General features: G+C 65.2%; 23 protein-coding genes and 1 riboswitch. Of the genes, 10 read left to right on the forward strand and 13 right to left on the reverse strand.

Annotation, left to right across the window (positions count from 1 at the left end):
* Positions 1–5 precede the first annotated feature (5 nt).
* On the forward strand, positions 6–2,123 hold the full coding sequence (locus BCO18175_RS03395) for a TonB-dependent receptor (RefSeq protein ID WP_174979376.1): 2,118 nt from the start codon (positions 6–8) through the stop codon (positions 2,121–2,123).
* A gap of 72 nt (positions 2,124–2,195) precedes the next feature.
* On the opposite strand, the gene BCO18175_RS03400 is transcribed toward BCO18175_RS03395, so the two are convergent.
* The 4 genes from BCO18175_RS03400 to BCO18175_RS03415 form a co-directional block, all read right to left on the reverse strand.
* Positions 2,196–2,561, reverse strand: a complete 366-nt coding sequence (locus tag BCO18175_RS03400; protein WP_174979377.1) for a copper resistance CopC family protein — start codon at positions 2,559–2,561, stop codon at positions 2,196–2,198.
* 16 nt (positions 2,562–2,577) lie between these two features.
* Positions 2,578–3,495: a hypothetical protein gene (locus BCO18175_RS03405; protein WP_174979378.1), complete on the reverse strand. Its 918-nt coding sequence runs from the start codon at positions 3,493–3,495 to the stop codon at positions 2,578–2,580.
* 108 nt (positions 3,496–3,603) lie between these two features.
* Positions 3,604–3,987, reverse strand: a complete 384-nt coding sequence (locus BCO18175_RS03410) for a DUF2946 domain-containing protein (protein ID WP_174979379.1) — start codon at positions 3,985–3,987, stop codon at positions 3,604–3,606.
* Positions 3,988–4,180: 193 nt separating this feature from the next.
* Positions 4,181–5,425: an NADH:flavin oxidoreductase/NADH oxidase family protein gene (locus BCO18175_RS03415; RefSeq protein WP_174979381.1), complete on the reverse strand. Its 1,245-nt coding sequence runs from the start codon at positions 5,423–5,425 to the stop codon at positions 4,181–4,183.
* 78 nt (positions 5,426–5,503) lie between these two features.
* Here BCO18175_RS03415 and BCO18175_RS03420 point away from each other — a divergent pair, with 78 nt between their 5' ends.
* The 3 genes from BCO18175_RS03420 (at position 5,504) to BCO18175_RS03430 (ending at position 7,300) form a co-directional block, all read left to right on the forward strand.
* Entirely contained in the window at positions 5,504–5,974 is a 471-nt protein-coding gene (locus BCO18175_RS03420) for a MerR family transcriptional regulator (protein ID WP_174979382.1), read from the forward strand.
* A gap of 110 nt (positions 5,975–6,084) precedes the next feature.
* The gene (locus BCO18175_RS03425) at positions 6,085–6,783 is read left to right on the forward strand and encodes a hypothetical protein (protein ID WP_174979384.1); all 699 of its coding nucleotides are present in this window, start codon (positions 6,085–6,087) and stop codon (positions 6,781–6,783) included.
* A 196-nt stretch (positions 6,784–6,979) separates the two neighbouring features.
* Positions 6,980–7,300, forward strand: coding sequence for a DUF1330 domain-containing protein (locus BCO18175_RS03430; protein ID WP_174979385.1), 321 nt, complete (start codon positions 6,980–6,982; stop codon positions 7,298–7,300).
* Between the two features lie 19 nt (positions 7,301–7,319).
* Here BCO18175_RS03430 and BCO18175_RS03435 read toward each other — a convergent pair whose 3' ends face one another.
* The gene (locus tag BCO18175_RS03435) at positions 7,320–8,156 is read right to left on the reverse strand and encodes an NAD-dependent epimerase/dehydratase family protein (protein WP_085040832.1); all 837 of its coding nucleotides are present in this window, start codon (positions 8,154–8,156) and stop codon (positions 7,320–7,322) included.
* Between the two features lie 81 nt (positions 8,157–8,237).
* Here BCO18175_RS03435 and BCO18175_RS03440 point away from each other — a divergent pair, with 81 nt between their 5' ends.
* Complete coding sequence (locus BCO18175_RS03440) at positions 8,238–9,341, forward strand: LacI family DNA-binding transcriptional regulator (protein ID WP_174970454.1); 1,104 nt, start codon at positions 8,238–8,240, stop codon at positions 9,339–9,341.
* 86 nt (positions 9,342–9,427) lie between these two features.
* On the opposite strand, the gene BCO18175_RS03445 is transcribed toward BCO18175_RS03440, so the two are convergent.
* Positions 9,428–10,720 carry an MFS transporter gene (locus BCO18175_RS03445; RefSeq protein WP_174979387.1) on the reverse strand — a complete coding sequence of 431 codons (1,293 nt, stop codon included), beginning with the start codon at positions 10,718–10,720 and terminating at the stop codon, positions 9,428–9,430.
* 320 nt (positions 10,721–11,040) lie between these two features.
* Here BCO18175_RS03445 and BCO18175_RS03450 point away from each other — a divergent pair, with 320 nt between their 5' ends.
* The gene (locus BCO18175_RS03450; protein WP_174979388.1) at positions 11,041–12,510 is read left to right on the forward strand and encodes a bifunctional transcriptional activator/DNA repair enzyme AdaA; all 1,470 of its coding nucleotides are present in this window, start codon (positions 11,041–11,043) and stop codon (positions 12,508–12,510) included.
* Positions 12,507–13,040: a methylated-DNA--[protein]-cysteine S-methyltransferase gene (locus tag BCO18175_RS03455; RefSeq protein WP_174915781.1), complete on the forward strand. Its 534-nt coding sequence runs from the start codon at positions 12,507–12,509 to the stop codon at positions 13,038–13,040. The genes BCO18175_RS03450 and BCO18175_RS03455 overlap by 4 nt, the downstream gene beginning before the upstream one ends.
* A gap of 19 nt (positions 13,041–13,059) precedes the next feature.
* Here the strand turns inward: BCO18175_RS03455 and BCO18175_RS03460 are convergent, their stop codons facing one another.
* Positions 13,060–13,878 (reverse strand): AraC family transcriptional regulator, encoded by an 819-nt coding sequence (locus BCO18175_RS03460; protein ID WP_174915782.1) that lies wholly within the window; start codon positions 13,876–13,878, stop codon positions 13,060–13,062.
* A gap of 77 nt (positions 13,879–13,955) precedes the next feature.
* Between BCO18175_RS03460 and panB the strand changes: the two genes are divergently transcribed.
* Positions 13,956–14,813, forward strand: a complete 858-nt coding sequence (gene panB, locus BCO18175_RS03465; RefSeq protein ID WP_174979390.1) for a 3-methyl-2-oxobutanoate hydroxymethyltransferase — start codon at positions 13,956–13,958, stop codon at positions 14,811–14,813.
* A gap of 51 nt (positions 14,814–14,864) precedes the next feature.
* Here panB and BCO18175_RS03470 read toward each other — a convergent pair whose 3' ends face one another.
* A complete protein-coding gene (locus tag BCO18175_RS03470; protein ID WP_021160045.1) occupies positions 14,865–15,356 on the reverse strand; it encodes an Lrp/AsnC family transcriptional regulator in 492 nt (163 codons plus the stop codon).
* A 156-nt stretch (positions 15,357–15,512) separates the two neighbouring features.
* Here BCO18175_RS03470 and glmS point away from each other — a divergent pair, with 156 nt between their 5' ends.
* The gene (gene glmS, locus BCO18175_RS03475) at positions 15,513–17,342 is read left to right on the forward strand and encodes a glutamine--fructose-6-phosphate transaminase (isomerizing) (protein WP_174970451.1); all 1,830 of its coding nucleotides are present in this window, start codon (positions 15,513–15,515) and stop codon (positions 17,340–17,342) included.
* Between the two features lie 191 nt (positions 17,343–17,533).
* Here glmS and BCO18175_RS03480 read toward each other — a convergent pair whose 3' ends face one another.
* The 5 genes from BCO18175_RS03480 to BCO18175_RS03500 all read right to left on the reverse strand — a co-directional run bounded on the left by BCO18175_RS03480 (position 17,534) and on the right by BCO18175_RS03500 (position 21,461).
* Positions 17,534–18,346, reverse strand: a complete 813-nt coding sequence (locus tag BCO18175_RS03480; protein WP_174979391.1) for a hypothetical protein — start codon at positions 18,344–18,346, stop codon at positions 17,534–17,536.
* A gap of 416 nt (positions 18,347–18,762) precedes the next feature.
* On the reverse strand, positions 18,763–19,224 hold the full coding sequence (locus BCO18175_RS03485) for a MarR family winged helix-turn-helix transcriptional regulator (RefSeq protein ID WP_174979393.1): 462 nt from the start codon (positions 19,222–19,224) through the stop codon (positions 18,763–18,765).
* Between the two features lie 163 nt (positions 19,225–19,387).
* Positions 19,388–20,101 (reverse strand): SDR family oxidoreductase, encoded by a 714-nt coding sequence (locus tag BCO18175_RS03490; RefSeq protein WP_174979394.1) that lies wholly within the window; start codon positions 20,099–20,101, stop codon positions 19,388–19,390.
* 72 nt (positions 20,102–20,173) lie between these two features.
* Positions 20,174–20,548 (reverse strand): hypothetical protein, encoded by a 375-nt coding sequence (locus BCO18175_RS03495; RefSeq protein WP_174979396.1) that lies wholly within the window; start codon positions 20,546–20,548, stop codon positions 20,174–20,176.
* Positions 20,549–20,579: 31 nt separating this feature from the next.
* Positions 20,580–21,461, reverse strand: coding sequence for an NmrA family NAD(P)-binding protein (locus BCO18175_RS03500; protein WP_174979398.1), 882 nt, complete (start codon positions 21,459–21,461; stop codon positions 20,580–20,582).
* A 328-nt stretch (positions 21,462–21,789) separates the two neighbouring features.
* Here BCO18175_RS03500 and BCO18175_RS03505 point away from each other — a divergent pair, with 328 nt between their 5' ends.
* Positions 21,790–22,044, forward strand: coding sequence for a hypothetical protein (locus BCO18175_RS03505; RefSeq protein WP_174979399.1), 255 nt, complete (start codon positions 21,790–21,792; stop codon positions 22,042–22,044).
* A gap of 90 nt (positions 22,045–22,134) precedes the next feature.
* Positions 22,135–22,238: riboswitch (SAM-I-IV-variant riboswitch) on the reverse strand.
* Positions 22,239–22,375: the final 137 nt, after the last annotated feature.

Below are 22,375 nucleotides of genomic sequence, written 5' to 3' on the forward strand. Positions count from 1 at the left end.
GAAACATGAAGTTCAGATTGATGTTGCCTGCCGCCTTGCTCGCGGTCTTCTCGCCCGCCGGGCAGGCACAGGAAAGCGACGCCGCTAGCGCCGGCGCCACGCTTGCGCCGATTCGCGTCAACGCACAGAAGGCGACGCCGCTCACGCAGCCGCTCGACACCGGCAGCCGCCTCGGCTTGACTTCGCTCGAAACGCCCGCGAGCGTCGAGCAGATCGATCGCAAGACGCTCGACACACGCGGCGACAGCTCGATCGTCGACGCGGTGAGCCGCGCCGCCGGCATCAGCGCGTCACCGCATCCCGGCAACGGCGGTTCGGAGCTCGGCGCGCGCGGCTTCGTTGGCGCGTCATCGGTCACGCAGCTCTATGACGGCGTGCGCCCGTATGGTGCGATCGGCATCACGTTTCCGTTCGACACGTGGTCGGTCGACCATATCGACGTGCTGCGCGGCCCGGCTTCGGTGATCTACGGCGAAGGCGCGATCGGCGGTGTCGTCAACATCGTGCCGAAGAAGCCGACGCGCGGCGCGATCCAGAACGAGCTGCAGGTCGGCGGCGGCACCGAGGGCACGGCGCGGGCCGCGTTCGGCAGCGGCGGCGCGATCAACGACAAGCTGTCGTACCGCTTCGACATCAGCGGCAACCGTTCGTCGAACTGGGTCGACCGCGGCAATTCGCGCAACCTGTCGTTCTCCGGTGCGCTGCACTACGACGTGACGTCCGACCTGTACGTGACGGCGTCGTACGCGCAGGGCTTCCAGCATCCGATGCAGTATTTCGGCGTGCCGCTCGTGAACGGTGCCCGCGATCGCGCACTCGACAAGAAGAACTACAACGTCGGCGACAGCGACATCGCGTTCCGCGACAGCTGGGCGACGGTGTCGGCGAACTGGCAGCCGAGCGACAGCCTGAACGTGACGAGCACGCTGTACCGGATGAAAAGCAACCGTCACTGGAAGGATGCGGAGTACTACACGTACCTGCCGTCGACCGCGCAAGTGCGGCGCAGCAGCTACACGGAGATCTTCCACGACCAGGAACAGTACGGCAACGTGACGGCGGCCACCGTCACCACCGCGCTGCTCGGGATGCGCAACACGTTCTCGACGGGCTTCGAGTTCAATCACACGACGTTCCAGCACGACAACAACTCGCCGTATTCGGGCACGTCGACGGTCGATCCGTTCAACTTCGATCCGGGCAGCTTCATCAACACGGCCGGCACCTATCCGAAGTACCGCAGCCAAGCGAACCAGTACGCGCTGTTCGCCGAGAACCGGCTGGAAATCACGCCGCGCTGGTCGGTGATCGGCGGGTTGCGCTACGACCACGCGAGCGTGAACCGCGACGATCTCGTGAACGGCGGCGCATTCACGAAGGTGTTCGCGAACACCGGCTGGCGCATCGGCACCGTGTACGACGTGCAGCCCGGCCTCGCCGTGTACGGCCAGTATTCGGTCGCGGCCGATCCGATCAGCTCGCTGCTGTCGCTGAATGCGTCGAAGACGAACTTCACGCTCGCGACCGGCCGGCAGTTCGAAATCGGCGTGAAGCAGTCGTTCCTCGGCGGCAAGGCGGAATGGACGCTCGCCGCGTACCGGATCGTCAAGAGCAATCTCCTGACGGCCGATCCGCTGAACCCGAACCAGTCGATCCAGATCGGCCAGCAGTCGTCGCGCGGGCTCGAGGCGACGGTCGGCGCGGAGATCGCGAAGGACTGGCGCGTCGACGCGAACGTGTCGATCCTGCGCGCGAAATACGACGACTTCCAGCAGACGTCCGGCGGCACGACGGTCTCGCGCGCGGGCAACGTGCCCGTGTCGGTGCCGCAGCGGCTCGCGAATTTGTGGGTGAGCTGGCACTTCGCGCCGGACTGGACGGGCATCGCGGGCGTCAAGTACGTCGGCAAGCGCTTCGCCGACACCGCGAACCAGCTCGTGATGCCGTCGTACACGACCGTCGACCTCGGCCTCGCGTGGAAGCCGCGCAAGGACACGACGATCACCGCGCGCGCGTACAACGTGTTCAACCGTCGCTTCGTGCAGTCCGCGTACTACAACGAGACGCAGTACCTGCTCGGCAACGACCGGCGGCTCGAAGTGCTGGCGAACTACCGGTTCTGATGCTGCGCGATGCGGCGCGCCGCACCCGCTGCCGGCGCGCATGCACGGCAGCGGGCGCGGGCGCGGCGAGCGTCACTTCACCGTGAACGCGTAGTGCCCCTGCGTGCGGTGGCCGTCGAGCGCGACGGCCACCCACGCCACCGTGTAGACGCCCGGCGTCAGCGGGTTCAGCGCGACCGACATGTGCTTGCGGTTCGACGCGTCGACTTCGGCCTTGCCGTTCGTGACGGCGTGGCCCTGCGCATCGGTGACGGCGATCGAGCTGAACGCGGGTTCGAGCCCGTCGTCGAAATCGATCGCGACGCGCGGCGGCGACGCAGTCACGGTCTCGCCCGCGGACGGCGCCTGATGCGTCGGGAACGTATGGGCATGCGCGAACTGCGCGCCGGCGAGCAGCAGCGCGGCAGCGGCCGCGCGCATCCAGGTCAAGCGGTTCATGTGGTTGCTCCGTCAATCAGAAAAGCGGCTTGCCGAGCGAGCCGGGGAACAGGTCGTCGAAATACAGATGCGCGTCGAAGATCACGCCGACGTGATGGCCGCTCGCGCGATTGACCGGAATCTGCGCCTCGACACCGAACTGCCCGTAGCGATTGAGCCACAGCACACCGGGGTTGAGCGTCCCGGTCGTCTGGCCCGAACACGCGCCCGCGGTGCAGGTGCTCATCGGCGCCTCGACGACGAAGATCATGTTGCTGAGCGGTTGCGGCAGGCCGAGGTTCTTCACCTGCTGCTGCAGGTACGGGATGCTGTATTGCAGCGTCACGCCCCAGCCGAGCGAATTCGGCCCCTGGTCGGACGACGCGGTGGTCAGGTTCGGCCCGAGTTCGGCCGTGAGCGCGAACGGGCGCAGATAGCCGAGCGACGCGGGCAGATCGCCGAAGCCCTTGCCGACATAAACAGCCGGCGTGAACGTCGAGTACGCGTTCGCGATCGATTTCGCACCGGTGCCGCCGATCTGGGTTTTCAGGCCGACCGATGCCATGAATTCGTGCGCGGGGTTCGTGTAAGCGAGGTACTTCACGCCAAGCGTCACGTTGTCCCAGCCCTTCGCGGAGCCGCCGTCCGGCGCGTTCTGCGACACGTACTGGCTGGCGACGCTGAACGCGAGGTTCTTCGTGATCAGCTTGTCCCACTCGTACGACACGGTATTGACGTTGAGGTTGTTGCCGCTGTCGTCGGAGGACTTGATGTGGCCGAACTGCGTGTCGAATTCGTCGCCGACGCCGGGGTCGTCCACGGTCATCGTCGCGGGAAAGACGCGATCGCCGACCACGGCGTGTGCGTTCGCAAAAGAAGCATGGGACAGGCCGGCAAAGGCGGCCAGCAGCGCGGCACACGCGCGGGGTGCGTGCCGTTGGTTCAAGCGGGGCATGTTGCGTGTTCTCCGGTTGTCGTTCGATGCCGTCGCGCATGCGCGCGACGAACGGCCGCTCGCTCCAGTCTCGAAGCGGCGGCGGTCAGGCGGAAAGATCAGACGAGCTCAGGAGAACGCAGGAGGTGCGCGCGATTGCGCGACGGTATGGACGAGACGGACGCGGGCCGGAATCGATGCCGACACGATCGGCCGTTGCGAATCCGGAAGCGGAACAGCGAATGCAACGGCATGACTCGGCAGCGCGACGGCATGGGCAACGAAGCTGCAATAAGGACAAGCGTGCCAGTGCGCCTTGACGCCATGCGCGGGCTTGCCGTCGTCGTGCGCGACCACCGCTTCGTCGACACTTGCCGTGCAATAGACGGCCAGCGCATCGACGAGCCTGTGACGCGACGCCATCATCTGCGAGACCGCAGGGGCGAGCGCCATCATCAGGATTGCGATCAATCCGATCAGGCTGCCTGGCTTGCGGAAACGGGCGACGTGCATGACGCGCGACGAGGATGGAGTGCGATGAAGATGGTGGATTATGCCACGCTGAAATCGCGCTCAGGCGCCTGAATAATGCAGTAAACAGGCTCGATATTTCGGAAAGTCATCCGAAAGGATCGAGCCTTGAAACGACCCGCCAGGCGACGGGCCGATCAGTGCGGGACCGTCGATTCGGCCCCGCCCACGCACGTCACGCCCGCGTACCCGCCGCGCGCCCAGCCATCCACTTCCGGTAGCGCCGCGTCTGGCATTGCGCGGCCAGTTGCTGCCTGACCAGCGCGCGCAGCGGCGACACCTGCGGGTGCGTGCGCCGGCCTTCGCTGAGCCGCGTGAGCTGGAACTTGACGACGGCCATGTTGGCCAGCGCGCCCAGCGCCTTGTTCTTCCAGCGGATCGGTTCCAGCACCGGCGCGCTGTCCTTGCCGGCCCGCCAGTCGCGCGGCAGGTTCGGCTCGATCGACAACGCGGTCGCGATGCCGACCATCGCCACGCCGCTATCGACCACCTGCTCGGCAACCACGCGGCGTCGGATACCGCCCGTGACCATCAGCGGCATCCGCGCGACGGCCGTGATGTCGCGTGCGAATTCGAGGAAATACGCTTCACGGGCCAGCGTGCGCCCGTCGCGCGCCTCGCCCTGCATCGCCGGCACTTCATAGCTGCCGCCCGACAGTTCGACGAGATCGACGCCGAGCGGATTCAGCAGTTCGACCACGCGCTTCGCATCGTCCGCGCTGAAGCCGCCGCGCTGGAAATCGGCCGAGTTCAGCTTGACCGCGACCGCGAATTCCGGCGACACCGTCGCGCGCACGTCCCGCACGATATCGAGCAACAGACGTGCGCGATTCTCGATACTGCCGCCCCACTGATCCTGCCGGCGGTTCGTCAGCGGCGACAGGAACTGGCTCAGCAGATAGCCGTGCGCCGCGTGAATCTCCACGCCATTGAAGCCGCTCTGCTCCGCGAGCTGCGCGGCGCGCACGAAGCGCCGCTGCACGTCGGCGATATCGGCTTGCGTCATCTCCTTCGGCACCGGGAACTGCTTCGACAGCGCACCGAGCGCGAGCGGCACGGCCGACGGCGCGAGCGTCGTCTGGCCGAGCGCCGCCTGCATCTGGCGCCCCGGGTGATTGATCTGCATCCACACGTGCGCGCCGCCCGAGCGCGCCACCTGCGCCCAGCTGCGGAAGCGGTCGAGATGCGCATCGCTCTCGAGCACGACGCCGTTCGGCCCCGTCATTGCGCGGCCGTCCACCATCACGTTGCCGGTCAGGATCAGGCCGACCTGGCCATCGGCCCACGCCTGGTACAGGCGCAGCAACGCGTCGGACGGTGCGTGGTTCGCATCGGCCATGTTCTCTTCCATCGCGGCCTTGGCCAGACGGTTCGGAATCACCGCCCCGTTGGGCAGTGTCAGCGGTGTAAACAGGTTCATGGAGGGCACCCTCGATTGACGATGCCCAACGATAACTTTAAAGTCAACTTTAAGGTCAAGCATCTTTTGGAGCACACCATGAAAATCGGCGAACTGGCGAAGGCGAGCGGCCTCGCGGCGTCGCGCATCCGTTTCTACGAAGCAAGCGGGCTGCTCGAACCGGCCCGTCGGCAGGCAAACGGCTATCGGGAATACGGGTCGGAAGCGTTGACGCGGCTCGCGATCATCGACCGCGCGCAGCGCGCGGGCTTCGCGCTCGACGAGATCCGCGCGGTGCTGCCGCCCGATCTCGGCGCGTGGCCGCGCGACGAACTGCTGGCCGCGCTGCGGCACAAGGTCGACGAAATCGTGCTGCTCGAACGGCGTCTCGCGCAGAACCGGCAACATCTGGAGGTGCTGATCGACGAGATCGAGAACAAGCCCGAGGGCGAGGATTGCGCGGGCACCGCGCAACGGATGCTCGACCGGATGTGCGCACAGGCCGACCAAGCGCCGGCATCGGCGCCGGTGCCCGCGCCCGTCCCCCGGCCGACGCGCAAACGCGCATGACTGGTTACACTGCCGCACCTGCGAACCTGCGAACAACACTCAGCGCTGCGGCAAGACGAGACGACGTGTGCACGTCGGCTTCCGCGGCGCGACCTCATGACCCGATCCGCATGACGATCCCCCGTATCAAAGGATTCCTCGTCGCCGCGCTGCTGACGTTCGGCATCGGCAGCGCCTGCGCCGCGACGTGCGGCGATACGCCCTCTTCGATCCGTTGCCCGGACACATCCGATCTTCCGCACGACATCGTCGCGCAGCTTCCCGCCGGCTACGAAGCGCTGGATGCTGCGTCAGGGCGCCTGACCGACAGCGCACGCGTCGGCTATGTCGTCGTCGCGCATCAGCCCGACGATTCGATGCGCAAGGCGTCGCTGCGTCCGCTGATGATCTTCCTGCCGGACAAGGACGGGCACTACCGGCTCGCGGCGCGCAACGACACCGTGATCATGAAAGCCGACGAAGGCGGGATGGGCGATCCGTATCTCGATGGTGTCGCCGAGAACGCGCTCACGATCGAACCGCGCACCTTCACGGTCGAACAGGGCGTATTCGCGGGGCCGAGCCACTGGCGCGACCGCGTGACGTTTCGCTACGACGCCGCGCATCGCACGTGGGTGTTCCATCGCGAAGTGATGCGGAACTGGCGCTTCAACGAGGATCCGAACGGCGATGCGCTGAAAGCCGACCCGGTGCGCGTCACGCGCGCCAATGCGGCGAATGCCGTCACGTTCGAAGCGTGGCGGCCGAGTTACTGGTGCGATTCGGCCGAGCGGCGCGACAGCGATCCGGCTTGCAGCAAGCAGCATTGACGGCTGCGCAGCTGAACGGCTGCACGGGCTGACGACGCGTGTGGCCAAGCGGTATGCGTGGACGCTGCCGCACCGCATGAGCGGTGTGTCTGCGGCCGTGCGGATTTGCTTACGTCGCAGGTAATCGACCCGCGCCGCCCGCGCCGCGATCATGGCTCCATCGACGCACGAACCGCGTCACGCCAAGGAGCCCGCCATGACCGCCTACGCCATCGCCCACCTGCACGACGTCGAGATGTGCGACGACATCGTCGAATACCTCGAACGCATCGACGGCACGCTCGCGCCGTATGACGGCCATTTCGTGATTCACGGCGCGCGGCCGGAAGTACGCGAAGGCGTGTGGCGCGGCGACCTGATCGCGATCGTGTTTCCCGATCTCGACACGGCGCGCGCCTGGTACGAATCGGACGCATACCGGCAGATCCAGCCGCTGCGCGCGCGGCACGCGAGCGGCCCGCTGATCTTGATCGACGGCGTCGACGAGCGGCACCGGGCGACCGACATCCTGCGCTGAGGCGCGACGCCGGCGACGCTTACGACGCCTTCCGCTCCATCGGCTCGCCGACGACGAAGCCGCCGCCCTGGAACCGCTGCGCGGGATCGTCGTAGTCGGCGGTCGGCGCCGTCACCGGGAACAGCCCGGCGAACTGCTCGGAGCTGTCGCGCGGGCGGAAGCCGAGGAAGCCGGCCTTCGTGTTGTCCCACCACTTCACCGGGTTGTCCGACGCGCCGTACACGATCGCGTGCCCGACGCGGTTCGTCAGCAGCGAGCAGCGCACGAGCTCGATGAAGTCGCGATAGCTGAGGAACGTCACGAGCATGCGCGGATTCTTCGGCACTTCGAACGACGAGCCGATCCGCAGGCACACCGTCTCGATCCCGAAGCGGTCGAAGTAGTAGCGCGACAGCGATTCGCCGAAGCACTTCGTCACGCCGTACAGGCTGTCGGGGCGCAGCGGCGAATCGGCGTCGAGCACTTCCGTGACCGGATGGAAACCGATCGCATGGTTCGAGCTCGCGAACACGACGCGCTTCACGCCATGCTTGCGCGCGGCTTCGTACAGGTTGTACGTGCCGGTGATGTTCGCGCCGACGAGATCGTCGAACGGCGCATCGACCGAAATGCCGCCGAGGTGGACGATCGCGTCGACGCCGTCGACGAGCTGCATCACCGCGGCCCGGTCGGCCAGGTCGACGACGCGGGTTTCTTCATGCGCGGCCGCGTCGCCGAGCGTCGCGATGTCGCTGACGCGCACGACGTCGGCCCAGTCGGCAAGCGCGCCGCGCAACTGGCGGCCGAGGTTGCCGGCCGCGCCCGTCAGCAGCAGGCGCCCGAACGGTTTGCGCGCGCCGGTGGATGAGGCGTTCATCGAATCTCCTTGAATCTGGCTGAAATCTGACTGAATCAGAAAACGTTTTCCAACTATACGCGGGAGCGCCGCGGAACGTCAATGGTCGAACCCGTTCGCAGCCATCCGCACTTTCCCGATATTGGCGCGTGGCCGCGCGCGCCCTTTTTCTGCCACAATCCGGCGTTATCGGACGAAAACGTTACCCTTCGAATGAAAAAAGTTTCCCCGACGATCCGCGACGTGGCGGCGGAAGCCGGCGTGTCGGTCGCGACGGTATCGAAGTACGTGAACGGCACGCAGCGCTTCTCGCCGACCGTCGAGGCACGGCTCAAGGAGGCGATCGAACGGCTCGGCTACCGTTCGAACCCGCTCGCGCGCTCGATGATCACCGGCCGCACGCGCACGATCGGCCTCGTGATCCTCGACATCAGCAACCCGCACTTCACGAACGTGGTGAAGGGCGCGAACCGCGTCGCGCTGCAGCACGACTACACGCTGCTGCTCGTCGATACCGAGGAAAACCAGGCGCGCGAACGCTCGCTGATCGAGGCGCTCGCGCAGCGCGTCGACGGGCTGATCGTCAGTACGCGGATGCCGGATGACGAAGCCGGCTGGATGCTCGATCTCAACAAGCCGCTCGTGCTGCTGCGTCGCAGCCCGGGCCTGCCGATCCCGAGTGTCGGCATCGACAACCGGCTGTCGACCTACATGCTCGCGCGCCACCTGCTCAATCTCGGCCACACGCGCATCGCGTATCTCGGTTTCGGCACGGCACGCGTGAACGACGAGCGGATCCAGGGCGCGCGCGACTGCCTCGCCGAAGCCGGGCTCACGCTCGACGTGCACGATGCGCATGCACCGACCGCCGAAGCCGGCGAGCGCGCCTGCTCGCGCGTGATGCTCGGGCCGCAACGCCCGCAGGCGGTGATCTGCTACAACGACCTGATCGCGCTCGGCTTCATGAAGGAAGCCGCGTCGCTCGGCTTCCGGCTGCCGCAGGATGTATCGGTCGCGGGCATCGACAACGTGCCGTACGGCGAATACGCGGCGCCCGCGCTGACCACCGTCGACATCCAGAGCGAGAACATGGGCGAACTCGCGATGCAGAAGCTGATCGACGCACTCGCGGGCCGCACCGATGCGAGCTATTCGACGTTCGAGCCGCGGCTGATCATGCGCGCGTCGACGGCCGCGGTCGGCTGAGTTCCCTGCTTCGCGCCTTCAAAAGAAAACGCGCCGCCCTCGGGCGGCGCGTTCGTTTGCAGACACGCGATTACACGATCACTCCATCACGCGTCGAGTTGCGCGGGCTTCATCTTCGGCGTGAGCACGTGCATCACGGCCAACGCGATCAGGTAGGCCGATGCGCCGATCGCGAACAGCACCCAGTAGTGGCCCGTGCGCTGCAGCACCTGGCCGATCACTTCCGAGAACAGCACGCCGCCGATCGAACCGGCCATCCCGCCGATGCCGACCACCGATGCCACCGCGCGGCGCGGGAACAGGTCGGATGCCGTCGTGAACAGGTTCGCCGACCAGCCCTGGTGCGCGGCGGCGGCGAGGCCGACGATCAGCACCGCGGCCCACAGGCTCTGCACTTGCGACACGAACGCGATCGGCAGCACGCAGCATGCGCAGATCAGCATCGTCGTCTTGCGCGCGCCGTTCACGCTCCAGCCCGTGCGCAGCAGCATCGACGACAGCCAGCCGCCGCCGATGCTGCCGACCGTCGTCAGCGCGTAGATGCAGACGAGTGGCAGGCCGATGTGCTGCATGTCCATCCCGCGCGATTCGTTGAGCCACTTCGGCAGCCAGAACAGGTAGAACCACCACACCGGGTCGGTCAGGAACTTGCCGATCAGGAACGCCCACGTCTCGCGCTTGCGGATCAGTTCGCCCCAGCGCGGCGCACCGGCATTCGCATTCGCCGCATCGAGCGCTTCGGCTTCGTCGCGCGGCTCGTTGTACTCGGCGGCGAGCGCGCGCGTATCGGCCTGGCGATAGAACACGAGCCACACCGCGAGCCACACGAGGCCGATCGCGCCGATGATCACGAACGCCGCGCGCCAGCCGTAGGCCACCGCGATCGCCGGGATGATCGCCGGCGCGAACACCGCACCGATGTTCGCGCCCGAGTTGAAGATGCCGGTGGCGAGCGCTCGTTCGCGGCGCGGAAACCATTCGGCCGTCGTCTTGATCGCGGCCGGGAAGTTGCCGCCCTCGCCGATCCCGAGCAGCGCGCGCACGAACGCGAAGCCCATCACCGAGCCGACCGCCGCGTGCAGCATCGCTGCGATGCTCCACACCAGCATCGCCAGCGCGTACGAAATACGCGTGCCGAGCCGGTCGACGATGCGCCCGAAGCCAAGCAGGCCGATCGCATAGAACGCGGAAAACGCCATCACGATGCGGCCGTACTGCACCTGGCTCCAGCCGATGTCGTGCTGGAGCATCGGCGCGAGCAGGCCGAGGATCTGTCGATCCATATAGTTGATGACGGTCGCGAAAAACAGCAGCGCACAGACGGTCCAGCGGTAGCGGCTGGCGGCAGCGCGCACGGCGCCGACGACGGCAGATTGCATGAATGTCTCCGATGCGCGGCCGCGCCCGTCGCGCCGCACGAATTTCGTTGACCGGCGACCGGCGCCGGGGCGGACGGCGGCGCGCTGTCGCGCACGGCCGATTCCGCCGATCAATCTGGAAAACGTTTTTCAAAGAATAGGGCGTGTGCCGGTGCCCTGTCAGTCGGGGATTTCGATGAGTCATCTCAAATTGGTCACGGCAAAAGAGATGACTGTTTCACCACGTGGCATTAACCGTTTTTCCCGGATTTTCCCGACGGACGCGCGCGGGGACGGCTGCCGATACACATGTCCGATTCCAGCCAGAATCGGGGGCCGGGATGGTTTACAGTCGTCTCATGCGCCTCGATCCCGATACCTGCTACGACGCCCTGCTTTCGCGGAACCGCCGCTTCGACGGCTGGTTCTTCGTCGGCGTGGCGACGACGGGCGTGTATTGCCGCCCCGTCTGCCCGGTGAAGCCGCCGAAAGCGCAGAACTGCAGCTACTACCCCACCGCCGCGGCCGCCGAGAAAGCCGGCTTCCGGCCCTGCATGCGCTGCCGCCCCGAGCTCGCGCCCGGCCACGGGCTGCTCGACCTGTCCGGCAATCTCGCCGACGCGGCCGCCACGCTGATCGAGGACGGTTTCCTGAACACCCATTCCGTCGAAGCGCTCGCGCAGCGCGTCGGCGTGACCGAGCGCCATCTGCGCCGGATCTTCGGCGCGCAGTTCGGCGTATCGCCGGTCGAGTTCGCGCAGACGCACCGGCTGCTGATGGCCAAGCGGCTCCTGACCGACACCGCGCTGCCGGTGGCCGTCGTCGCGTCGACGGCCGGGTTCGGCAGCGTGCGGCGCTTCAACGACCTGTTCCTGCAGCGTTACGGCCTCAATCCGCTGCGGCTGCGCAAAGGGGCCCGCGCGTCGGCCGATGGCGACATGACGTTCCCGCTGCCGTACCGGCCGCCGTTCGCATGGGACGACCTGATGCGCTTTCTCGCGCAGCGGCAGATCGACGGCGTCGAGCGGATCGATGCGCAGGGTTATGCGCGTGTCGTCGAATTGCCGAACCGGAACGGCAACGGTGGTATCGGACGCGTTGCCGGGTGGCTGTCCGTCTCGCACGTGCCGCAGCGCTTCGCGCTGGCCGTCACCGTATCGCCCGCGCTGACGCCGGTCGTGCCGGCCGTGCTCGCGCGCGTGCGGCGGCTGTTCGATCTCGACAGCCGCCCCGACGTGATCGACGCGCATCTCGGCGAACTCGCGAGCGGCTCGCCGGGCCTGCGTGTGCCCGGCGCGTTCGACGGCGTCGAGATTGCGATCCGTGCGATCGCGGGCGAACGGCTTGCGGCGACGCACGAAGGCACGCCCATGCTGGCACGCATCGCCGAGCGTTTCGGCACATCGATCGAAGGCGCGCCGCCGGGCCTCACGCACGCGCTGCCCTCCGCCGCGACGCTGGCCGCCCTGCCGCCTTCCGCGCTTGAAACGATCGGCATTGCGCGCGACGCCGCACAGGCGATCGTGTCGCTCGCACGCGCTGTCGACGACGGCATGCTCGCGCTCGAACCGATGGCGCCGCTCGACGCGACGCTTGCCGCGCTGCGCGCGCTGCCCGGCTTCGACGAACGCGCGGTGCAGTACGTCGCGATGCGCGCGATGGCCTGGCCGAATGCGTTCCCGGCCGACGATGCGTGGCTTCCCTCCCGCGCCGAACGCGCCCGTGTGCCATCATCCGCGGCGCGCTGGGCGCCGTGGCGCGCGTATGCCGCACTGCACGTGTGGCGCCTTCATGGAGATGTGCTGCGATGACTCCCGCTCACCTGATTCCGAGCCCGCTGGGCGACATCGCCGTACGTATCGAGGACGATGCGCTGACGGGCCTCTACTTCGTCGGCCAGAAATACTTCCCGCCGGTTGCGATCGTGACCGAAGCGGATGCGCTCGCGATGTCGCCGCTTGCGCGCAAGGTCGCGGAAGAAGTCGCCGAGTACTTCACCGGCACGCGCGAAACTTTCTCGGTGCCGATTCACTTGCGCGGCACCGCGTTTCAGCGACGGGTATGGAAGGAACTGCTCGCGATTCCGTTCGGCGAACTCGTGACGTACGGCGAGATCACCGAGCGCGTCGGGCTGCCGATGAGCGGCGCGCGCGCCGTGGGCGGTGCGGTCGGCCGGAACCCGGTGTCGATCATGGTGCCGTGCCATCGCGTGGTCGGCGCATCGGGCAGCCTGACCGGTTATGCCGGCGGCATCGACCGCAAGCGCGCACTGCTGTCGCTCGAAGGCGCGGGGTTCGAGCGCGGCGCCCACCATCCGGTGCAGCAGGCGCTCGCGTTCTGAGTGAAGGTGTGCGGCCGCATCATGCGTTCAGCACGGGCCGGCGCGCTTCACGCTTCGCATACGCGCCGGGCGTCACCTGGAATTTCGCCTGGAACAGCGCGATGAACGACGACGTCGAGTCGTAACCCAGTTGCGCGGCCACCGCGCCGATCGGCTCGCCCGCATCGAGCAGCGGCAGCGACGCCAGCAGCCGCACCGCCTGCCGCCATTCGGTGAACGACAGCCCCGTGTCCTGCCGGAACAGCCGCGACAGCGTGCGTCGTGTCGCGCCGACCTGATGGCCCCATTCGTCGAGATTGCGCGTATCGCCCGGATACGCATGCAACGCACGCGCGATTTTCAGCAGACGCGGATCGCGCGGCAGCGGCACCGTCAGCGGCGCCTGCCGCATCCGTGCGATCCGGTCGGCGATCAGGCAGACGAGCGCACCGTCGGGCCCCGTCTCGTCGTAGTTCACCGGCAACTCGGCCGTGGCGATCACCAGTTCGCGCAGCAGCGGCGTCATGCAGAGGATCGCGCAATCGTCGTGCACGTCGTCGCGCGCGATCGCGGCATCGAGATACAGGCTGTGGAACGCGACGCAATCGCGCGTCGACACCGCATGCGGCACGTGCGGCGGAATCCACATCGCATAGTGCGGCGGCAGCAGGTGCCGGCCCGACGGCGTCGACACCTCGAGCACGCCGCTCGTCGCATACATCAGCTGCGCCCACGGATGACTGTGCGCGTCGATGCTCACGTTGCCGGGAATCCCGAACGCGCGCACGTACAGCGGCCTCGGCAGGCGCGCCATTGGCGGCACCGCGTAAGGGTCACCCGATTGTCCCGCCAGCAACATAAGACGTCCTCCGAAGGTCATTGCACGAACGAGCGCGATGCTACCGTGGCGGCTCTTCTTTCACACGGCTTCCGTTCATGAGCGCTCATACCCGCACCACCCGCAAGACCGTCACCGCGATCCGTTCGACCAAGGGCATCGGCAGCCTCGTATCGCTGACCGCGTATTCCGCGCCGATGGCGAAGCTCGTCGACGAGGTGGCCGACGTGATCATCGTCGGCGACTCCGTCGGCATGGTGCTGTACGGGATGCCCGATACGCTGCGCGTCACGCTCGACATGATGATTGCACACGGTGCGGCCGTCGTGCGTGGCGCCGCGCAGGCGTGCGTCGTCGTCGACCTGCCGTTCTCGACGTATCAGGAATCGCCCGCGCAAGCGTATCGTTCCGCCGCGCGCCTGCTCGCCGAAACCGGCGCGCAGGCCGTAAAGCTCGAAGGCGGCAGCGAGATGGCCGACACGATACGCTTCCTGACCGAGCGCGGCATTCCGGTGATGGCGCACATTGGCCTCATGCCGCAGCAGGCCAACGCGACGGGCGGCTTCCGCGCGCAGGGGATGGACCCGCGTTCGGCCGCGCAGGTGTTCGACGCAGCATGCTCGGCCGAACGGGCCGGCGCGTTCAGCGTCGTCGTCGAGGGCACTGCCGAAGCGCTCGCGCGCCATATCACCGAAACGCTGACGATCCCGACGATCGGCATCGGCGCATCGCCCGCGTGCGACGGGCAGGTACTCGTGACCGAGGACATGATCGGCGCATTCGATGCGTACACGCCGCGCTTCGTGAAGCGTTATGCCGATGCGAACGCGGTGATGCGCGATGCGATTCGTCAGTACGCGCACGACGTGCGGCAGCGTGTGTTTCCGGAGCCCGTGCATTGCTTCGGGTATGGCAAGCCGCTGCAATTGGTGAGCGCGGCTGACGCTGCTGCGTGATGACGTGATGACGTCGCGAAGGCATTCGCGAACGCATCACGAATGCCTCGATCACGCTCGCTTGCGCATCGCATGCGTGACCCGCGCGTTCGCCTCGAACTTCGCGCGATGCGTCGAGAAGAATGTCCGCACGTTGCGGACGTTCGACGCGCCGGTGAACAGCCTCCGCGCGAATTCGTCGTATTCGGCGACGTCGGCCAGATCGGCCACCACGACGAAATCCGGCCCCGGCGACACGCGATAGCACTGCGTGACGGCCGGCTCCGCACACACGTACGCTTCGAACGCGTCGTAGTCTTCGGCTGTCTGCCGGTCGAGGCTGATCTCGATCAGCGCGGTGACGGCCGTGCCGATCGCCACCGGGTCGAGCACAGCGACCTGCCGGCGGATCACGCCGGCCTCCGTCAGCCGCCGCACGCGACGCATGCAGGTGGGCGGCGACGACAGCGCGCGCTCGGCCAGTTGCAGGTTCGACACCGACGCGTCGTCCTGCAGGATCGCGAGGATGCGCAGGTCGAGATCGTCGAGGGTGATGCCGGCCATCGGCGGCTCCTTCCGGTCAGGGAGTGAAATTTAATTTCAACATGATAGACGATCTGCCAATCGTTTCATTTGTTATTGAATTTTGAAATTTAATTCCATTTAGCTCGCCCTACCATCGCTCTCACTGGTCCAGACAGGACATTTACGGAGCGCGATATGTGTGGAATTGTCGGGGCGGTCGCCCAGCGGGACATCCTGCCGAACCTGGTCGACGGCCTGAAGCGGCTCGAATACCGCGGCTACGATTCATGCGGCGTCGTGGTCTACCGCGACCGGGCGCTGGCGCGCGCCCGCAGCGTCGATCGTGTGGCCAACCTGCAGCGCGAGATCGCCGAGCATGCGCTGTCGGGCTACACCGGCATCGCGCATACGCGCTGGGCCACGCACGGCGCGCCCGTCACGCTCAACGCCCATCCGCACTTCTCGCCGAGCGACGCCAATGCGCGCATCGCGCTGTCGCATAACGGGATCATCGAGAACTGCGATCAACTCCGCGCCGAACTGCAGGCGCACGGCTACGTGTTCGCGAGCCAGACCGACAGCGAGGCGATCGCGCACCTGATCGATCATCTGTATGACGGCGACCTGTTCGATGCGGTCCGGCGTGCGGTTGCGCGACTGCGCGGCAGCTACGCGATCGCGGTGATGTGCCGCGACGAGCCGCACCGGATCGTCGGCGCGCGCGACGGGATGCCGCTCGTCGTTGGCGTCGGTGAAGGCGAGAATTTTCTGGCGTCGGATGCGATTGCGCTGTCGGGGATCACCGATCGCATTGCTTACCTCGAGAACGGTGACGTTGCCGATATTCAACTGCATCGCTACTGGATCGTCGATGCGGCCGGCCAGCGCGTCGAGCGCGCGGTGCAGCGGGTCGCCGCGCATAGCGGTGCGGCCGATCTCGGGTCGTATCGCTACTACATGCAGAAGGAGATCTTCGAGCAGCCGCAGGCGGTGGCCGATACGTTGCTCGATGTGTCGTCGATCATGCCGGAGTTGTTTGGTGACGGTGCGTGGCGGGTTTTCAATGATGTCGATTCCGTGTTGCTGCTAGCGTGTGGTGGTAGCTATCACGCGGCGCTCACGGCGAAATACTGGATCGAGAGCATCGCGAAGCTGCCGGCCAGTGTGGAAATTGCGAGCGAGTTTCGGTATCGCGACAGTGTGCCGAATCCACGCACGCTCGTTGTCGCCGTGTCGCAAAGCGGTGAGACGGCCGATGTGCTTGGTGCGGTGCATGTCGCGAAGCAAAGCGGGATGATGCATACGCTCGCGATCTGCAACGTCGCGACAAGTGCGTTGATGCGGGAATGTGCGCTGCAGTTTGTCACGCGTGCGGGGATCGAGATCGGCGTGGCCTCGACGAAGGCTTTTACGACGCAGCTCGTTGCGCTGTTTCTGCTGACGTTGTCGCTTGCGCAAGTGCGTGGGCGGTTAAGCGACGACGAAGAGAAGGAGCATCTGCGCGCGCTGCGGCATCTGCCCGATGCGATGTCGAAAGTGCTCGCGCTCGAACCGCAAATCATGGCTTGGTCGGAACTGCTGGCAAGGCGCGACAACATGCTGTTTCTCGGGCGCGGGATGCATTATCCGATCGCGCTGGAAGGCGCACTGAAGATGAAGGAGATTTCGTACATTCACGCGGAGGCTTATCCGGCCGGGGAGCTGAAGCATGGGCCGCTGGCGCTGGTGAGTAACGAGATGCCGGTGATTGCGGTTGCGCCGAATGACATGCTGCTCGAAAAGCTCCGGTCGAACATGCATGAAGTCAGTGCGCGGAATGGCAAGCTTTTTGTGTTCGCGGATGTGGACTGCGGGCTCGTGCCGAGCGAAGGGATCGAGGTGATCCGGCTCAACGAGTACTACGGGCCGCTTTCGCCGATTCTGCATACGGTACCGATGCAACTGCTCGCGTATCACGCCGCGCTGGCACGGGGGACGGATATCGATAAGCCAAGAAATCTGGCGAAATCAGTGACGGTGGAGTGATGGTCTCCGAATCAGCGATTCGGGTCGGGCATGACGACGCGCAGCATCGGTATCGACAGATCACCCGCTTCGGCGTCACGCCCACATCGCTGGAAAAGCGCTGCTGCAGCATGCGCTCGCTCAACCCCGCACGCTCGACATGTTCCGTTGCGGAGCCTCTTTACCGGCCAAAGACTCGCGCAAGAAACCCGCTATTTCGAGAGACTCAGCTTCTTCAACAACACCGCACCACTCGCCGGATTCACGAGCGAAATGGATTCGATATCCAGGTACAACCTCGAAGTCCTCGTCGTGATGTCGGTCGGCTCGTCGTTGCTCGGCTCCGCGTGCTCGATGTGTTCGGTCAGGTACGGCCGGACCAGGCGCCCGGAAAGAGCGAACGCGAACCCGCCATGCATTTGCGCGTACGCAGCGGGTGACAGCCTCACGCGGCCGCGCACGGTGGACTTTCTGCCTTTTCCGGGATCGAGTTCGATGATGTCGATCTGCTGGATATAGCCTTTTGCCTTCGCCTCGGGTGCGATCACGAGCCCTCGCCCTCGCGGCCCGGCAATGACCTTTCTGAGCAGGATGCCTGTCCGGCCTTCGCCGTCGGCGTCGACCAGGTCGACATTCACCTTCAACAGATGCTTCTGCGACTGATATCGCAGCCCGTACGACACCGGCACCAGGAAAGTTACCTCACGATCCAGGTTGACCGCGGCCAGGTCGGCGTTCTGGCCATGCTTGTCGGCCACGCCGGGGATCAGGCTGCGGACGCGATTGCTCAGGGACGGCGACGCGCTTTTGACGTGCAGCTTCTCCAGTGCTTCCCGAATCGCAACCGGATCGTCGCCGACAATCGGCCGCGTGAGCGACGTGTTGGTCGAAACGGCAGGCGCGACGCTCGCCGTTTCGTTGACATTGTCGGCCGCTGCACGCGTCGCGACTGGGGCCAGCATGATCGCCACGGCGACGATGCACGCGACATTCAGACGGCCCAACATGGATTTCCGGTGAAACACGACAAACTCCTGATTTTCTGGCGGATCGGTCGACTATGAGATCGGCGGGATCAAACAATCGGTAACGTACCAACCGTTCGGGTTCACCGATCGCCTGCGCGACACATCATGGGTTCATTGTCAGTTCGGCGGCAGGCCGGCGCGCCACACTATCGTATTGCCCAGACTACAACAATCCACGACAAGCGAGCAGGGGCACGACGGACCGGGAGTGTCAGAATTTCCATGTTCAAGGCGGGTTGAGATTCACACGGATGGTCGAACGAATCGATCCTCGTAGAGGATGGCGAACGGGTTCATCGCCGCCTTCCAGTCATGAGCAGCACGCCCCCGATGGCGACAGGAGGTTTCATGGCCCTTCCTCGAATGATGACTGGTTTTACGAATCATGTTGCCGTCGCAATGCATCCGGAGGCTTAGCCTTCCGACGAACGCATCGACACGTCGCCGACGACCACCCCTCTCAACCCCTCCCGCAACGTCGCAACATTGTCTACGCCGTTCAGTTGCTCAAACTCCCGCTGCGCCTCCTGCCAGAGAGGGGCTGCCCTGTCGTGCAGGCGTCGCCCTTCCTCGGTGAGCTCGATCAGACGGCTTCGGCCGTCCGTGGGCGACGGCTTGATCGTGACGAAACCGTCGCGCTCCAGGAAGCCAACCATTTTCCCCATCGCCGTTCGTTCGATATCGAGCCGTTCGGCAAGCGCGTTGACCGGGGTACTTCCCACCTCGTTCAGGGCGGCCAGGGTGAGGAATTGCGTGATGCGCAGGCCCGCGGGCTCAAGATGGCTATCGTAGAGTCGGGAGATCTGCCTGCTCGCTTTCCTTACGGCGAAGCAGTTGCATTGATCGATTCCAAGCGGCTGGTTGACCGGCAACATCTGTTCTACTCCTGATTTCGGTTAATGGCGTGAACGCCAAGCGTACGTCGCGCGAAGGTGTGGCGGTATCTTTCTATGAAAGCCGGGAGCGGCAGCGCTGGCGTACGGCGACCTGCGCACCGCATGTCTCGCTGCCGCAACCGCCCCGTGTCATCTGCGGCGTTCAAAGCCCTGCGGGCGGTGTGATGTAGCCGGGTATTTCGGCGGCAAGCGTACTCTTCAGCACCGCTGTCCCCTCGTCGGCCATCACCTCGCTCTTGCCGAAGGCGAGAGCGTCGTAAGTCTGTCGCACGACGTCCTCCGGACTGGCTTTGGGCACGTCAATTCCGTTGGTCAGGTCGGTATCCACGAACCCGACGTGCAGGCCGAGAACCTGGATGCCACGCTCGTGCAGATACAGGCGCAGCTGGTTTGTGTAACTCCACGCGGCGGCCTTCGACGCAGCATACGGTGTCAGATAGGGCCGCGGAAGCCACACGATGTCGGAAAGCACGTTGATGATGGCGGCATGCGGCTGGGCCGCCAATATCTGCTCGAAGGCCTGTGTGACGCGCACTACGCCGTAGTAGTTGGTATCGAACATGCGGGCGGATTGCGCTTCCATGTCGGCCGCCAGAGGCCCGTCGATCAGAGCGGCGATCCCAGCGTTGTTGACCAGCAAAGTCGTATCCGCCGCCAGTTTCGCGGCCTCGGCGATCGACGCCTTATCCGTGACATCAATCCTGACCGGCACAACGCCCGGCTCGTCGAAACCGCTCGTGTTGCGCATGCCCGCATAGACTTTCGCCGCCCCGCGACGACGTGCCTCTCGCGCAAAAGCCAGACCCAGGCCGCGATTGGCACCGGTGATGAAGACGGTGGCGTTCTTGATATCCATCACATGCTCCTCTTTCAAAGGCCGCATGCCGGGTGCGAGTCGACTCGCGCCGCCAGCCTGCGCGTGCTCGGTTCAAAGAAAGGCGTTTTCCGGCAACTGCTTCGAGAGCGCCCCCCGCAGATGGGTGGCGAGCGTCAGTACAGCGCCAAGCGGGCTCATCCGCACGCTGACTCGCGGCACCGATCCGTCGGCGTTGCGATCGACCACGACGACCGCGCTCAACTTCTCGCCGCTCGTCAGAACAGCCTCGTATTCAAGAAAAAGCCGCGAGCCGACAGTTTGAAGAAACGTGGGTGTCTGTGACGCGTAGAAGGTTCCGACGGCGTCGACGGCAAGCCGGATTTCGTCGCGCCCGATGACGGGACCGCGCAACACCGAGCTGATCAGTTCCGCGTCAGCCGTCAGATCATCGAGAAACGGGTGGCGCTCGTCTTGAGTGGTTGACATTTTCAAACCTCGATTCGTTTTAAGGATGGGTTCACGCGAATACGGACCGATTCTTGGCGACGAACTGCTGGACCGACAGCGGCGGCTTCCCGGTGATTGTCTCGACGACATCGTTGGTGCCCGAGAAAATGCCGTCGCGGTAGTTCTGCGCGACTTCGACCAGATGCTGCGTGAGGAACGGCGGAAACTTGTAAAGGGTTTCCATCTTGATTCGGAATTCCTCGATGGAAGTCGGCGCGTACTCGATCCGGGTGCCGAGAACCTCGCTCATCGCTGCTGCAATCTCGACATGGTTCATCTCGACGGGGCCGTGGAGCGTGTAGGTCTTGCCCTCGTGGCCTGCGGGGTTGGCGAGGAGATGCGCGATGACGCGCCCCTGATCGTCGGAGGCGATGGGCGCGTGACGGCCGTTGCCAAACGGAAATTCAATCTTCCTCGTGGCCCGGATTTCCTTTGCAAAATGCGGATAGACGAGCCAATCGGCGAAGAAGGTGGGGCGCAAATGGGTAGTCGCGACATCCGACCAATCAAAGACCTGTTCGGAAACCCAGTGATCCTGTGCCGCGTGGCTCGCCGACTCCCGGCGTGCGGAAATCTGCGACATGTTGACGATCGCCGAGACGCCCGCCTCCTTTGCTGCCTGCGCGAAATAGGCCGCGGCCCCGATGATTCCCGGCGCGATCGGATGAAGGAAATAGGCTGACCGGATTCCTTCCATCGCTGCCCGAATGTCGTTGATGTCGGTGAAGTCCCCCACCGCGATTTCGACACCGCGCCGCCTCAGGGCGGCCGCTCGGTCGTCATCCGTGCGCACATATGCCCGCACGCGTTTGCCCATCTTGAGCAGTTCGTCAATGGCAATACCTCCGGTCCGTCCGGTTGCACCGCTCACAAGAATTTCGGCCTCGTTCATCGCTTCGCTCCGTTCGAAAATGAGAGCATATGCTCCCTTGAGGCAAAGATAGGAGCATGCGCTCTCATTGTCAAGTTTTTCTGGTTCATGGCACCCGGAGGAACACCCCGCTCAATTCGAGCCCGTGGCATTGCGGACACAAGCGAACGACTTGAAATGGCCGAACTGAGTCAGCCGATCTGACGCGGCCGACTTGATCTAGTCCAATCTTTTACAAGGGAGGGATCATTGCCCGCCCTTTTCAGTCGGTACGGCGACGACGAGAATCCATCGTCTAACGGCCGCTCCCCGGTGAATTTCAGGAGGCGGCCGAACCGCCCCGAACGAAATGATGCTCCACCCTCGTGCGGAGTACGCCATCAAGCGCGGCAAGGCGTTCGCGCAGCCGAACCGCTTGTCCTTCCGTCATTTCCCCGAGAACGATCTTTTGCTCGAGAACGTCACCACAGCGGGTGATGGCCCAACGGTCGACCGTGGCGGTTTCACCTTCGAGTACGGCAGCCGCGGTCGAGACGATGCCTGGATTCCGTCTCGATACGAGATGAACCGTGTGGGTCAGCGTGAAACCAGGGAGGTAGTGTGACCAGTCTTCACAGACTGTCGGACAGGAAGCAGAGGTAGCTTGACGCATGGTTGCTCCGGATGAGTGGTTATCGAACCGGTGCCAGCCATGCTGCTCCCGTTTCGTTGCCGTAAATCGGCCGCATCGCCTCAAAGGCGTCCACCTTGCCCGGGAGGGCAGGTTGGCGTCGGAAAGTCCGACTCTGGATGCTTGACTTCTCACGTTCGACATTCCGAACGTTGGTTCATTATACCGAAAAATCGATGCCGGACAAGGAACCCCGGGAAAGCCACACTTCGACCGGGCGGAGCCTTCGATCCGGCCCTTGTACTGTGGGAGCCCGGCCACGCAC

This window comes from Burkholderia lata (assembly GCF_902499335.1).
Taxonomy (GTDB): Bacteria; Pseudomonadota; Gammaproteobacteria; order Burkholderiales; family Burkholderiaceae; genus Burkholderia; species Burkholderia lata_B.